The organism is Rhizobium sp. P43 (genome assembly GCF_056730705.1).
Map to the genome: position 1 here is coordinate 2,389,083 of NZ_CM161539.1, position 13,362 is coordinate 2,402,444.

Annotated in this window: 16 protein-coding genes; 6 read left to right on the forward strand and 10 right to left on the reverse strand. The window is 59.9% G+C overall.

Features of this window, described 5'->3' with window-relative positions; all coding sequences use genetic code 11:
• The first annotated feature begins 435 nt into the window (after positions 1–435).
• The 3 genes from AC1PUL_RS11990 to AC1PUL_RS12000 all read left to right on the forward strand — a co-directional run bounded on the left by AC1PUL_RS11990 (position 436) and on the right by AC1PUL_RS12000 (position 1,489).
• Positions 436–645, forward strand: a complete 210-nt coding sequence (locus tag AC1PUL_RS11990) for a cold-shock protein (protein ID WP_298466534.1) — start codon at positions 436–438, stop codon at positions 643–645.
• A gap of 241 nt (positions 646–886) precedes the next feature.
• The gene (rpsU, locus tag AC1PUL_RS11995) at positions 887–1,129 is read left to right on the forward strand and encodes a 30S ribosomal protein S21 (RefSeq protein WP_307375267.1); all 243 of its coding nucleotides are present in this window, start codon (positions 887–889) and stop codon (positions 1,127–1,129) included.
• A 132-nt stretch (positions 1,130–1,261) separates the two neighbouring features.
• On the forward strand, positions 1,262–1,489 hold the full coding sequence (locus AC1PUL_RS12000) for a hypothetical protein (protein ID WP_298466530.1): 228 nt from the start codon (positions 1,262–1,264) through the stop codon (positions 1,487–1,489).
• Positions 1,490–1,621: 132 nt separating this feature from the next.
• Here AC1PUL_RS12000 and AC1PUL_RS12005 read toward each other — a convergent pair whose 3' ends face one another.
• From AC1PUL_RS12005 to AC1PUL_RS12015, 3 genes are read right to left on the reverse strand one after another with little or no spacing between them, the layout of a single operon-like run.
• The gene (locus AC1PUL_RS12005) at positions 1,622–2,398 is read right to left on the reverse strand and encodes a VOC family protein (protein ID WP_480464417.1); all 777 of its coding nucleotides are present in this window, start codon (positions 2,396–2,398) and stop codon (positions 1,622–1,624) included.
• A gap of 23 nt (positions 2,399–2,421) precedes the next feature.
• Positions 2,422–2,910, reverse strand: coding sequence for a DUF1579 domain-containing protein (locus AC1PUL_RS12010; protein ID WP_480464418.1), 489 nt, complete (start codon positions 2,908–2,910; stop codon positions 2,422–2,424).
• 12 nt (positions 2,911–2,922) lie between these two features.
• The gene (locus AC1PUL_RS12015; protein ID WP_480464419.1) at positions 2,923–3,654 is read right to left on the reverse strand and encodes a DUF899 domain-containing protein; all 732 of its coding nucleotides are present in this window, start codon (positions 3,652–3,654) and stop codon (positions 2,923–2,925) included.
• Between the two features lie 50 nt (positions 3,655–3,704).
• Here AC1PUL_RS12015 and AC1PUL_RS12020 point away from each other — a divergent pair, with 50 nt between their 5' ends.
• The 3 genes from AC1PUL_RS12020 (at position 3,705) to AC1PUL_RS12030 (ending at position 6,740) form a co-directional block, all read left to right on the forward strand.
• Complete coding sequence (locus AC1PUL_RS12020; protein WP_480464420.1) at positions 3,705–4,151, forward strand: MarR family winged helix-turn-helix transcriptional regulator; 447 nt, start codon at positions 3,705–3,707, stop codon at positions 4,149–4,151.
• A 329-nt stretch (positions 4,152–4,480) separates the two neighbouring features.
• Positions 4,481–5,524 carry an AraC family transcriptional regulator gene (locus AC1PUL_RS12025; protein WP_480464421.1) on the forward strand — a complete coding sequence of 348 codons (1,044 nt, stop codon included), beginning with the start codon at positions 4,481–4,483 and terminating at the stop codon, positions 5,522–5,524.
• A gap of 352 nt (positions 5,525–5,876) precedes the next feature.
• Positions 5,877–6,740, forward strand: coding sequence for an AraC family transcriptional regulator (locus AC1PUL_RS12030; protein ID WP_480464422.1), 864 nt, complete (start codon positions 5,877–5,879; stop codon positions 6,738–6,740).
• Between the two features lie 15 nt (positions 6,741–6,755).
• On the opposite strand, the gene AC1PUL_RS12035 is transcribed toward AC1PUL_RS12030, so the two are convergent.
• The 7 genes from AC1PUL_RS12035 to AC1PUL_RS12065 all read right to left on the reverse strand — a co-directional run bounded on the left by AC1PUL_RS12035 (position 6,756) and on the right by AC1PUL_RS12065 (position 13,305).
• Positions 6,756–8,228, reverse strand: coding sequence for a lipopolysaccharide biosynthesis protein (locus AC1PUL_RS12035; protein WP_480464423.1), 1,473 nt, complete (start codon positions 8,226–8,228; stop codon positions 6,756–6,758).
• A gap of 120 nt (positions 8,229–8,348) precedes the next feature.
• Positions 8,349–9,443, reverse strand: a complete 1,095-nt coding sequence (locus AC1PUL_RS12040; protein WP_480464424.1) for a vWA domain-containing protein — start codon at positions 9,441–9,443, stop codon at positions 8,349–8,351.
• A 198-nt stretch (positions 9,444–9,641) separates the two neighbouring features.
• Positions 9,642–10,724: a vWA domain-containing protein gene (locus AC1PUL_RS12045; RefSeq protein ID WP_480464425.1), complete on the reverse strand. Its 1,083-nt coding sequence runs from the start codon at positions 10,722–10,724 to the stop codon at positions 9,642–9,644.
• Between the two features lie 459 nt (positions 10,725–11,183).
• Positions 11,184–11,399: a hypothetical protein gene (locus AC1PUL_RS12050; RefSeq protein WP_480464426.1), complete on the reverse strand. Its 216-nt coding sequence runs from the start codon at positions 11,397–11,399 to the stop codon at positions 11,184–11,186.
• 70 nt (positions 11,400–11,469) lie between these two features.
• Positions 11,470–12,207 (reverse strand): type 1 glutamine amidotransferase domain-containing protein, encoded by a 738-nt coding sequence (locus tag AC1PUL_RS12055; RefSeq protein WP_480464427.1) that lies wholly within the window; start codon positions 12,205–12,207, stop codon positions 11,470–11,472.
• Between the two features lie 41 nt (positions 12,208–12,248).
• Positions 12,249–12,626 carry a GFA family protein gene (locus AC1PUL_RS12060; protein ID WP_480464428.1) on the reverse strand — a complete coding sequence of 126 codons (378 nt, stop codon included), beginning with the start codon at positions 12,624–12,626 and terminating at the stop codon, positions 12,249–12,251.
• A 40-nt stretch (positions 12,627–12,666) separates the two neighbouring features.
• A complete protein-coding gene (locus AC1PUL_RS12065; RefSeq protein ID WP_480464429.1) occupies positions 12,667–13,305 on the reverse strand; it encodes an NADPH-dependent F420 reductase in 639 nt (212 codons plus the stop codon).
• Positions 13,306–13,362 lie beyond the last annotated feature (57 nt).

The window sequence follows — 13,362 nt, forward strand, 5'->3', positions numbered from 1 at the left end:
TGCCAAAGCCGTGTGCTGAGGGTGGCGGCCTGGCGCACCGTATTAGCAAGTCACAACGGGACTTGTCGTACTGTTTTTGGACAGAACCGCTCTCGGAGGACCGGAATGTAGCGATTTTTCAAGTTATGGCTAATTTTAAGAGGCGGTGACATTCGAGGACCCATCACGCGAATTTTTTCCACTTGACCCACGCGGCCATTCTCTGAGCGTTATCAGCCTGTTGTCCCCATTCATACGGCCGGCTTTCGGGTGCCGGATGCCTTGATGTTCCGGTTTGCGCTTGTGTCCGACAGGGTGACGGCCTATATTGCGGCCATCGAAGATTGCGAGCGACTTTGTCTACGCGCTACCGCGCACGCCAGATTTCCCTTCAACGTCGATAGAAAGCCGGACGAATGTCTCTCCGGCGAACCCAACGATTGAAAGGATATCGTTATGAGCACAGGTACCGTAAAGTGGTTCAACAGCACCAAGGGTTTTGGTTTCATCCAGCCGGATGAAGGCTCTGCCGACGTGTTCGTCCACATCTCCGCCGTTCAGCGCGCTGGCATGCGCGACCTGGTCGAAGGCCAGAAGATCGGCTACGACATCGTACAGGACAAGCGTTCGGGCAAGAGCTCGGCCGACAACCTGCGCGCTGCCTAATGAATTCTGTTGCTCGCCAAGCTGACCACGGATGTACCGGCAGCGAAGGCTGAGTGACGAGAGGAAGGTCGGGTTCCGCCCGGCCTTTTTTGTTTCTGTGCGGATCGGTGCTTATTGGCGCGATCCGCATGTTTCCCGACGTCATCGGGATCTTCGCCGGGGCCTGGCGCGTTAGCCTGTCGTATCCCCTCCTTCGCAACACAAGAACAAGCGGGCCGCAACGCCCGGAAAGGAAACGACCGTGCAAGTTCTCGTTCGTGACAACAATGTCGACCAGGCACTCCGGGTGCTCAAGAAGAAGATGCAGCGCGAAGGTCTCTTCCGCGAAATGAAGGCCCGTAGCGCTTTTGAAAAGCCGTCTGAAAAGCGCGTGCGCGAAAAGGCAGAAGCCGTTCGTCGCCAGCGCAAGCTCGCCCGCAAGAAGCTGCAGCGCGAAGGCCTGCTGCCGGCGCCGAAGAAGGCAGCCGTTCGCGGCGCTCGCTAAGCCGAACCTTGTCCGTGCGCCCCACGGCGCGCGGACCCGCCCGCCCCGCCCGGCCGGCCCCATGCCGATGAGGACGCAGGCGATGACACGACATGCCGAGACAGGCAGCCCCGCTGCGGGAAGGATCCGGACATGACCGCCACCAAAGACGCTTTCTTCAAACCCGAAAAAGTTTCGCCGCAGGACAAGGCCGCGACCACCGACAGCGTTGCCCGCTCGCTGATCGCAGCGGAAGCGACCGCGCGCGAACGCAAGACGGAAGCGCTGAAGGCGCTGAGAATGGAGCGCGAGGCGCTGGAAGCCGACAAGGCGCCGGCACCGAAGAAGCGCGCCGTCAAAAAGGCCGTGAAGCGCGGCTGAGCAGAGCGCGATCTTTCAGCTGCGCTTTCCACGCTTCACCCGGTTCGCCCCCACTGTCGGCTACGCCGACATCTCCCCCACTGGTGGGGAGATTGCCATCAGGCGCTGGGGCCGGCCCCATTCAGCCCCATTTCAACGCGTTGCCGCCGTCAGGTTGAAGAACGCACCCTGCGGATCTTGGCAGGCGGCGATCCAGGAGCCGCCGGGGACCTGATGCGGCTCCATCAGCACCATGCCGCCGAGTTCAGTGACCTTTGCAGCGGCCGCATCGATGGCCGGCACGATGAAGTAGAAGCCCCAATAGGCCATTGGCATCTCCGGCATCTTGGTCATCATGCCGCCAATGCTCTGATCACCGCGCTTGAAGGTCTGGTAGATGCCCATGGCATCCATGTCGACGGCCATGTCCTTTTCCCAGCCGAATCGGGCGGCGTAGAAGTCCCAGACTTTTTCCCAGTCTCCCGCCATCAGCTCGTTCCAGCCGACAGTGCCGACCGCGCCCGGGGTGGGCCAATTGCCGGTTTCACCATCGGGCATCTGTGGCGCCATGATACAGACGACGGCCCCTTGCGGATCGGCGACAACGGCGAAGCGGCCGATGCCGGGGATGTCTTCAGGGGCGCGGTGAACTGCGCCGCCATTCGCCTCATATTCATCCGCCGTCCTGTCGACGTCATCGACTTGGATATAGCCGGTCCAGTTCGGCGGGAGGCCCTGCCCCGCCATCTCGGGCGTGAGCTGCATCATGCCGGCCACGCCGGAGGGAAAGCCCGGTACGGCAAAGGTAGTATAGGTGAAGCCTTCCATCTCCATATCCGTCGGCTGCCAGCCGAGCAGTGCGCCGTAAAAACCCTTGGCGGCGGCGGGGTCGGGCGTCATCAATTCATGCCAGAGAAATGTGCCATGCATGGAAAAGTCCCTCTCTTTTGAAATCAGCCGATACGTTTGGAAACACTGGTCATGAAGGTGTGAAAGCTGCCGTCGGGCTTCCTGATGCTGCCGGAGAAGCGTCTGTTGTCATCATCGATGAAGTGGATGACATCGCGATAAAGCTCGTTGCGTTCAGGGTCTTCCATGCTCGGGCCTTCGGCCTCGAGCACAAGCGTCTGGCCCTCGTCTTCCAGCCAGCCCTTGTAGACCCAGAACTTGTCCATCATCGAGCCGATCCAGCTGCCGACATAATGGCCGACACGCGGATCGTAGCCGAGGGTGATGATCATGGTGCCGCGCTCGCCCTCGCCCATACCGCCCTCCGCTTCGGCGACGATCCAGAGGCCGCCGATGGAACGGACCTTCTCGGTCCAGCGCTTGAGGGGATCCTCGGGGTCGTAAGCCTCGTGGCCGGTGGAGGTGACATAGAGCCAATCGCCGACCAGGCGGTCGAGAAAGCGGTGATGTGCGCTCGGTTTTGAAGATTCCATGGCCCATGCTCCTCAGTGGCAGCAGCCGGCCTTTTCAGCCGGCTTTGTGACATATTCGTCCTTGCGCTTGACGAAGCTCAGCGTGCCCGTTTCGTTGCGGCCGAGCGGCGCGTGATCGAGGATCATCAGGGCACCCAGGGTTTCCTCGCCGCCGCGGGCATATTGCGAATAGGTGTGGAAGATCTCGCCCTGTTCGTTGCGATAGAAGGCGGACATGCCGGGCAGTTCGTCGAAGGCCTGTTCGCTCGGGGTCTGGCGGAAATTGTAGTGCACCGAGCCGGAAGCGAGCTCTTCCTTGGTGAAGGAGACGTGGAAGTCGTAATTGAAATCACTGCCAAGGGACGAGACCCAGGGGAAATGCCAGTTCATGCGGCGCTTATAGGCCTCGATCTTGTCAAGCGGCGCGCGGGACACCGTGACCAAGGTGACGTCGTGATTGTTGAGATGCGGCAGCATGCCGTCGATATGGTCGGCGAAGAAGGAGCAGCCCTCGCAGCCGGCATCCCAGTCGGGATGGAACATGAAATGGTTGATCATCAGCTGGCTGCGACCACCGAAGAGATCGGCAAGCGAGACCTCGCCCTTCGGGGACTGGAAGCGATAATCCTTCTCGACCTTGACCCAGGGAAGCGCCAGGCGCTGAGCATTCACGCGATCGCGCTGGCGCGTGAGAGCCTTTTCCTCAGCCAGCAGAGCCTTCCGGGCCTCGAGCCACTCTTCCCGGGAAACAACGGAATATTCCATTTTTCTGTTCCTCCTCTTGACATTTACGTTGATATCAACATATTTATGGCATGTCAAATGGGCCACTGATTCCCTACTCCACCACCATCCATGTGAAGGACACGTGCCTTTGCCTGCATGCCCAGCGGGCGGCACGGGCGCTGGCGCGGCGCTTTGATGCGGCGTTGAAGCCCATCGGGCTGACGAACCAGCAATTTTCGCTGATGATGGCGCTGAACCGGCCGGAACCACCGCCGATGGGGCCAGTTGCGAAGCTGCTCGCCATGGACCGGACGACGTTGACGGCGGCGCTGAAGCCGCTGTCCGCGCGCGGCTGGGTGATGATCGAGCCGGACCTCAGGGACAAGCGCGGCAAGCGGCTGAAACTGACGCCGGAAGGCGCGGCGGCGCTTGCGAGCGCCGTGCCGATCTGGCGCGAGGTGCATGCCGACATCGAGGCTGGCATGACCGGCGACCCGCAGGCGCTACGCCAGGGGCTGATGGAGATCAGCGGCTGAGATCTTTCGTCAGCCGGCGACCCACTGCCGCCACACAAGCTCTGCACCAGGCAGGCTAAAATATCAGCATAAGCCCACTTTGCGACAGCCGCTTGACGCGGATTGACGCGGCAGCAAGCAATGAAAATATTTTTACTAAACTGTCGTGCGTTCCGGATGTCGGTATTGGCTTCGCCGGCACACCGCTCTCATCGACATATTAGAACACAAAAAACTACCAATAATAAATGGTAAATTTGAGCAAGCGCTCGGATTGCTTATCCCGTATATAAATTCTCCCCACCAATCTATCACGATTTTTCAGTGCTTTTTTGGGGGGAGAGGGTGACATGAATAATGAAAAAATTTCTATTCCGCGTGTGGGCGATTATCTGCGCCCCGTTATAGGCAACGGCTATGTCGGCCTTGATACAAGAATTTCGAATGCAGCCAAGCTGGAGCAACTGTCGGGACAACCGGACATTCCCTATCTGACGAGGCCTTTGCGCAGGGACCCGGTCCAGGCGTCTCTCAGCGGCTTCAGGAGCCCTGGCGTATCGATCTACAAGGTCTGGACCCAGTCTGCGATCAGCTCGAAGAGCAAGGGCGCGATCGACGTCATCGTGATCCGGTTCGTGCTGGAGGGTGCCCTGTCGGACCCTTCGGCAACGATCCGGCAGGAGTGTCGCAAGGGCTATGCCTTGCTGACGCCGCACGAGCAGATCTCCGAGTTCTTCTGCGCGGCAGACACAGAGTTCCTGACACTTGCGATCGATCGGACGCGGCTGGAGGGGGTTTCAAAACTGTTCAGCCACCCCGACGACTACCGCTGGGAGCGCTACGCCTCCGTGGTGCCGGCCGAAGCCTCGAACATCGCCAACTGCCAGCGCCTTGCGCAATTCATGATGCAACAGCTCAGCGGCGGAATGCACGACGCCGGCTCCCTATATCCGATGTTGGAGGAGGCACTGCTGGTGCAGATCCTCACCATCTGGCCGCGCAGCCTGCAGCCTCAGCGAAGCATCCAGCTGATCAGCAGCCGCGGCGTGCGACGCGCCCTCACCTTCATCGAGGAGAACCTGCACAAACCGATCACCGCCGGCGACGTCGCCAAGGCCTGCGGCATGTGCATCCGCTCGCTACAGGCATCCTTCAAACGGGAGTTCGGTTATACGCCGAGCAACTACATTCTGTTTGCCCGGCTGGATAGGGTGCGGGCCGAGATCTGCAACCTTGATCACGACCCTTACGTCTCGGACGTCGCCTATAAATGGGGCTTCCGCCATATGGGCGATTTCTCGACCCGCTACAAAGCGCGCTTCGGCCTTACCCCGAAGCAGGACCGAGAGCGCGCCATGGCCGAACGCCAGAAGGTCTACAAGCTGATCAACTGATCAGATGGGCGCAATCGTCCCTTTGCCCGGACCGAGCGGCAACAAAACCTGCAGACAAATGCACCTAAGCTATTGCGATTGAAGTCACGCCGAAAAACAGAAATTCCAAATATTAATATATCTTTATGTGTTGTTTTCTTGGTGTGCAATTTGAGGGAGGTTGAAGTCAACGGTGAGGAGTGGAAACATCTCAAGCGTTCGACTTGGAGACTATTTTCGGCCAGTCCTGCACACTGGTTGCGTCGGCCTGAACGCATCGATATCCGATGCCAGAAGCCTTGAGCTCTTCTCGTCACAGCTCAACATTCCCTATCGGATCAGGTCCGCACACAGGGATCCGGTGCGAGCGTCATTGACCGGCTTTGGTAGCGCTGGCATAGCCATCTACAAGTTCTGGACCCAGTCTGCTTTGTATGCCACCAGCCAGGTCGCCATAGACGCCATCGCGGTTCGTTTCGTGATCAAAGGCATGATGACGAACCGTTCATCAGGGAGTCTACAGGATTTTCCTGCCGGCTACGCGTTGTTCGCCCCGAAAGATCAACTTTCGGAGTTGTACTGTTCGGCGGATACGGAGTTTCTGGCGCTGGCGATCGACCGCACACGGCTGGAGGAGGTCTCCAAACTCTTCACTCACCCGGAAGACTATCGCTGGGATCGCTATACCGGTGCCGTTCCGGTCGAGGCCTCGAACATCGGCAACTGTCAGCGACTGGCCGAACTCATGATGCTGCAGGTCTCCGGCGGATTGCAGGATGCCGGCAGCCTTTATCCGATGCTCGAAGAAGCGCTGCTTTTGCAGCTCCTGACGGTGTGGCCATGCAGCCTTCGGCCTCAACGCAACATCGAGCTGATCAGCAGTCGCAGCGTGCGACGCGCGCTCACCTTCATCGACGAGAACCTGCAGAAACCGATCACCGCCGGCGATGTCGCCCAGGCCTGCGGCATGTGCATCCGCACCCTGCAGACATCCTTCAAACGGGAGTTCGGCTATACACCGAGCAACTACATCCTATTTGCCCGGCTGGACAGGGTGCGTGCCGAGATCTGCAACCTCGATCACGATCCTTATGTCTCGGAAGTGGCCTACAAATGGGGCTTCCGCCACATGGGCGACTTCTCCACCCGCTACAAAGCGCGCTTCGGCCTCACTCCAAAGGAGGACCGAGAGCGCGCCTTGGGCGAACGCAAGAAGGTCTACAAGCTGATCAATTGATCGCAAGAACGGCCTTCAGCGAGGGTGCTCTGCAATCTGGACCTGGACCGGCATAGGCTTGGCGACCCCGGTCAGCTTCGACCTCAGGAAATCATAGGTGCCGAAGCCGTGGACACTGCGTGTGAGCCTCAGCATCACGAGATAGACGAACAAAGCGATCACGGTCGAAACCAGCGCCGCCTGACCCGGCGGCAGGAGTGGATACGCCATAACGGCGGCGATCGCGGCCGTGAGACTGGACGAGAAGAGTGTTGCAAGTGCGGTCGCGGGGATCTCCATGCGCTGTCGGACGCAAGCATGATAGATGAGAATGCCAAGGGTGACGCATTCGATAGCGAGCCGCGCCCAGGCGAGGCCCTCGATGCCGCCGAGCAGAAAGGCCAAGGGCGCCACAACCAGCGTGAGGCAGGCCGACACCAGGCTTACATGGCAAAGCGTCTGAGCATGTCCGGTCGCGGCGAGGAAACTCCAGGGCACAATGGCGATTGCGGAGACGCCGGCGGCCAACAAAAGCAACGCGGCCGCAGGACCTAACTCGGCGAATTCAAGCCCGAAGAGCTGCGGAATGAGGCCCGGCAGAATGGCGCTTCCAATCATCGCAACCGGCAGGAAGAAGAGTGCCACACCCAACCATGCATCCACGTGACCACGCGTTGGCGCACGGACGAACTTCACCGTCAGCGATGACGAGAGCTGTAGCGCCAGCTGGCTGACCAGCCCGGTGAAAACGATCGCGACGGCGAAAAGTCCGACATCGCTGACGCCAACCAGAAATAGCAGGAAGAGATAGTCCACCCTGGACATGGCCAGGGCCTGAAGAAGATTGATGAGCCACATCTGCGCCCGATAGCCTTGAAAGGCTTGCCCGAGAGGGTTCGGCCCCGGCGCGTCAATGTCGTTTGGGTTTGTGACCAGCCGACACAGGTCGAGCGCCTGCGGCAAAAAGCGAGCCGCGAGCGCCAGCAGTGCTCCGGCCGGCCCCAGCAAGAGGACACCGATCGCCGAGAGAGGGATGAGAAGCAGGCTACCGACGACTGTATTGCGTGCCGGGCGGTAAAAGTCACCGCTGCCACGTGATGCAGCCTCGGCGACCTTCGCCAGGCTGTAGGTGAGGAATAACACAGCGGCGGCAAAACAGAAAAGCGGCATGCCATCAGCTCCCCAGGCGAGGCTTGTCAACGCCAGAAGGAGAACTGCCAGAAACGTGGCGACAACGACGGGCACATAGCCATCGAAAGAGGCGCGGATGATATCCTGCTGGTCGGAGGCCACGCGGCTTTGCGCCGCAAATCTGAGAATGCTCTGCGGATAGCCACGCTCGACAATCACGCTCAGGTAGACCACCGCCAAGAAGCCGAATGCCGTCGCCCCCAGACCGTCAGCCCCGAGCTGGCGCGCGACAAAAACGGAAGCCACAAACCCGCAGGCCATCGAGACGGCTGTTGACCCGAGGTTGAGGACGGAGTTTCGCAAAGCGCTGTCTGACATGGATAAAGCTTTCTTTGAAATGCGGGCCGGCCTTCAGGCCTGGTGTCTTATGGTTTGGAGAGTGGGGGGCAGGCGTTGCGGATCAGGAAAACCCGGACGCCGGCCGGTCACACGCACAGGTCAGCGTTGGAGTCTCGACCCGAGATCGAGATCACTCTCTTGGATCACAGCCCTGCCGATACTGGCAAACCGGTTTCGGAGTGCGATGGCGCTTCCGGCCCTTGAGAACTTTCCGGGCGACGCACAGGCCTGAAGAATGCCTCCCGCGCTACTGCCCATGTCGAAGCCAACCGAGTAGATGACAACACCTGCGGCCTTAGCCGCATCGCAGAGCTCGCGTGTTCTGGCATTCGCGCCATCAACAGTGTTCGCGCCATCGCCCATGAAGACTATATACTTCGAAGGATTGGGTGATTTGTTGTGCGCCAGGTGTGCAGCATCGTCTTCAGGCGATGTGAGCGCGTTGACAGCCTCTCGCATGGCTGGCGTCGAATTTGTCGCGCCGCCTGACTGCAAAGCGTTCACGGCGTTGCGCGTCTTCACGAGCTCAAATGTAAGTTCAGAGTCTTTCTTGAGCTGACCATTGAAGGCGGCGACAGCCGTTCGAAAATAGGTTGTCTGGACTTTGGTGGCCGTCAGCTCGTCTATCAGGGCCCGTGCCGCTTGTTTAAGATTTAAGATCTTATCACCGCCCATCGAACCGGAAGTGTCGAGAACCATGTAGAGAGAGAAAGCCTGCATACCACCCCCCTGCCCTTCATTCACAGCGCTGGCGGTCACGGAAACGTCGCGTGCGCCCACTCCGAGAAGGCGCGTCAGGCCTGACACCTCAAAAGCCCTGGAGGCGGTGACCGTCACTTCATATTGCAGCTGACCGCCGGCAATCGGCTTGGTCACGGCATCGGCAACGACCTTCGGTGCGGCGACAGTGACCTCCGAGGTTACACCCAGCTGCTTGATCTGCTCGCGGGTAAAGTCGCTTGCCACTTTCTCAGCGGTTGAGAGGCCAGCGCCCTTGTGAGCCATGGCCGACACTCCGGCCAGGGCGCCGGCATCGGCTGCCGCCTGCAACTGGCTCTTCAGATCGATCATCCGGTTCACATCGACTGCCACGCCTGCCGTCGCTGCAAGACAAACGACGCTGCCCGCGGTCAAGATGCCGAAGTTGCCATTTCTGCATTGCAGAAAGTGCCGTACCAAATGCTTTATACGCATAACAAGCCTCACATTCGCTACTCGCCAGCCCTCGCAGAAGAGGCAGGCGTCGAGACCAGGTGTCCGTGAATTGCAATCCAAGAAGCGAGTGAAAACCGAGCCCCCGCGACATCGACACGCGGGGGCTCGGGGCGAAGTGCGGATCCGTTCCCGGTTTGACCAGGTGAGAACCCGCCGCCGACCAGCCTCGCGCGCAGGTCAGCTTCGCAATCTTGATCCCCGCGCACTCGAAACGAGCGCGCTATTGGCTATGTTTCTGAATTGATTGATAAGTTGGCTCGCATTTGCCGCCCGGAAGTACTTCCCTGGAGATGCGCAGGTCTGCAATATTCCACTTTTCCCTGCGGGCACTCTGAACCCGACGGCGTAAATGACGATGCCGGCAGCCTTGGCTTCATCGCAGAGTTCGCGCGTCTTGGCGTTCGCACCGTCGATGTTGTTTGCTCCATCCCCCATGAAGAGAATGTACTTGGCCGGATTTGTCGATTTCGTGGATTGATAATGCGCAGCGTCGTCGCTTGGATCCATCAGCTGGTTCACGGCGACCCGCATCGCCGGGGTCGAGTTGGTCGCCCCGCCGTCATCCAGATCATTGATGAATGCGCGGGTCTGTTTCAGGGTGAAGGTCAGATCGCTCTGATCCTTCAGTCTTCCGCTGAACGCCGCGCCGCCTGTTCGGAAGAATGTCTTGGGTGTCTCGCTGTTGTTGAGGGTGTTGACCAGCGCAATACCTGCCGACTGTAGATCATCGATTTTGTCACCCTCCATAGACCCCGAGGTATCGAGGACCATGAACAGAGAGAATGCCTGGGGGCCGCCCCCCTCATTCACCGCATTCGCAACAACGGACACTTCTTGCGTTCCCATTCCGATCAGGCTCGTCAAGCCGGAAACCTCGAAACTCCTCGAGGCTGTCACAGTCACTTCGTAAGCCTTGATCCCTCCTGGACCGGTCGAGACGGTTGCGTCGGCGCTGACCTTTGGCGTGACGACGATGTCCGAAGAGAAGTTGCTCGACCGCTTGATCTGTTCAAGGGTAAAGTCGGTCGCGACCTTTTCCGCCGTCGTTTCCCCGACATTCTTCTCCGCCATATGTGACACGCCGGCCAAAGCACCGGCATCTGCCGCCGCCTGCAACTCTGTCTTCATGTCGATCATGCGGTTGACATCAATCGCAACGCCTGCGGTTGCCGCGAGACAGGTGATACTGCCTGCAGTCATGATGGCGAAGTTGCCATCCCGGCACCGCATAAACCTGAATATCAGATTCCTTATACGCATAACAAACCTCACGAACCTGTACTCTTCGTGAGTTAACCGTCGTTTTGCGGCGTAAAAATCATATTAACGCTCAGGACAAGATCTGCCGCATTGAATTTAATATTCGCATTTCAGATATCTTTATTCGCAATATTGATATGCACGCACCAAACTGCCAAACATATTCTGTAAGTTTATTGAAATTAAGCTGAAACGCATTGACGATATTTTGGCGCTATCGTCAATGCGAATCGTGATCTCGTTGCGCACTTCAGCGCACAAGAGGTCTTGAGACCTGTGAGTGGGTAAGGTCCGATAAGCGGCTGCGTTTGCGAACGCCCCCGCAGGCATGGTGCCAGGGGGCTTCCGGTCTCGCCCTCGAGCATTTCCGGTGAAAACGGGATCACCTGAAATGCTCTATCTATCTGTTTTTACGCAGTCCGGACGCGAAACCGCTGACGCACTTTTGCTGGACCTGCTCTAGCCGGCAAGCCCAAGGGGCATCGCGGCCAGCGGGGCGATCAGCATGACGGTCGCCATGGCGAGTGCGATGCGATCGCGCCCTTCGAAAAGCGGCCCGCGAAAGGCGGCGGCCGGATAGCGGCGGCGGATCTCATGGCGGGTGGCCTCCTGGACCGGAGCATCCGGCGACAGGCGATCGTCTTGTTGAAGCTCGTTTGCAATGGTGGTGTGCATGGGTTCGTCCTCGGTTGGGGGTACCAAGATCGAACCCGGGTCCGGGGCAAAGTGTTCCCCGCTCAGCCCGTCAACGCCCCAACGCCTCAATGACGAGCCTTGCAGCTGCGGCGCCGGAATTCTGCTGCTGGCCGGTGATCAGGCGGCCGTCGCGGATGGCGAAGGGCTCGAACATGCCGTGGACGACAAAGTTGGTGCCTTCGAGCTTTTTCGCCTCCTCCTCGATGCGGAAGGGCTGGATGCGCTTGCCGACGAAGCTGTCGGCGAAATCCTCCTCGCTGTCGGCAAAGCCGGTCCAGGTCTTGCCCTTGACCAGAAGCTCGCCGTTGGAGAGCTTCGTCTTCAGGAGCACGCAGGTGCCGTGGCAGACGATGGCGACGATCTTGCCGGTCTCATAGGCGCGGGCGACGAAGGCGTGCAGGGTCTGGTCATCGATCATGGTGACCATCGGTGACTGGCCGCCGACGAGGAAGATCGCGTCATAGCCGGCAAGATCGACATCGGCGATGGACTTCGTGCCCTTGAGCAGGGCCGAATGACTGGGCGAGGTCTTAAAGCCGAGCGAGAGGATGTCATGGGCGGAATAGCCCGAGGCATCCTCCGGATCGGAATAGGCGTCGGCGACGAGATCGCCACCTCTGGGGCTGACAATGTCGATGGCGTAGCCCGCCTCGTGGAAAGCCCAGTAGGGATGGGTGAGCTCGGCCCACCAGAAGCCGATCGGCCAGCCTGTCGTGGGCGAGATGCCGGGATTGGCGGCGATGATGAGAATGCGGCACGCAGGGGTATTGCCCGCGGAATGGCTCATAGGGGTCTCCAGTGATTTTGAGGGTGGCAGGCTTTCGACGCTCAGGTCGCAACAGCGGGCAGGTCGTACCAGTCGGGTTTCGAGTCCGCCCAGAGGTTCTTGATAATGCGACGACCGGTTGGGCCTTCGATCAGGCCGGCGGAGATCAACCAGCGGCCGGCCTCCGTCACCTCCTTCAGCACACGAGCACCGCAGGTGGCGCAGAAGGCGCGGCGGGCGGCGGCAGACGACTGGTACCAGACCAGATGTTCGGTGCCCGACGCCTCGACGTCCACGACAGGAACGGCGAGGAAGGCGTTGAAATTGCCGTGCATCTTCTGGCAGTCATCGCAATGGCAGGCGAGCACGCCGGCAGCATTGGCAGGCAGCGTCATATGCACCTTGCCGCAATGGCAGCGGGCATGCAGGCGATCGGTCATGGTCTTTTCCCCTTGTGGTTCTCTCGTTGAACGGGCCGGCTCACGCCGCCGGGCTGACGGCGGCGAGCGCCCAATTCCGCCCCTTGCCGCGCAGCAAGGCCTGGTTGATCCAGACCATGGCGAGCGGTTCGAGGAGGCGCGCGCGTTTGAGTGCTCCGGCATCGAAGGGCTCGAAGCCTAGGTCTACAAGCAGGATCGATACGGCAGCCTTGGCCGCCTCGTCGTCGCCGGCCATGAACTGCGCCGGGCGGTGCGGCAGGCTCTCATTATCCTGCATGATTTCGGCGCCAACCTGGTTGAGGGTCTTCACCACGCGGGCGCCGGGCAGCCAGGACTGCACCTGTTCTGCGCCACTCGTTGAGTGGCCGAGCGCAAGCGACAGGCTGCCGTCGATCATGGCCAGCGGGTTCATGCAGTCGATGACGATCTTGCCGGAGAGATCGCCCAGCGCCTTCACCGCGCTTTCCGCCTTGTCCCAGGGCAGTGCGAGGATGACGATCTCGGCAGCCTGCGCAGCCTGAACCGGGTCGAGAAGACGGGCTTCGACTTCCCCTGCAAGGGTCACGAGGTCGGGGCGGGTGACATCGCGCACGCCGAGCGTTACCTGATGGCCCCTGCCCTTCAGACCGCGGGCGATGGCGCTGCCGACATTGCCGATTCCGATGATGGCGATCTGCATGACCTTCTCCTTGCGCATCTGATGGAGAAAGAGATAGGACATGGATGATTGGCGTAA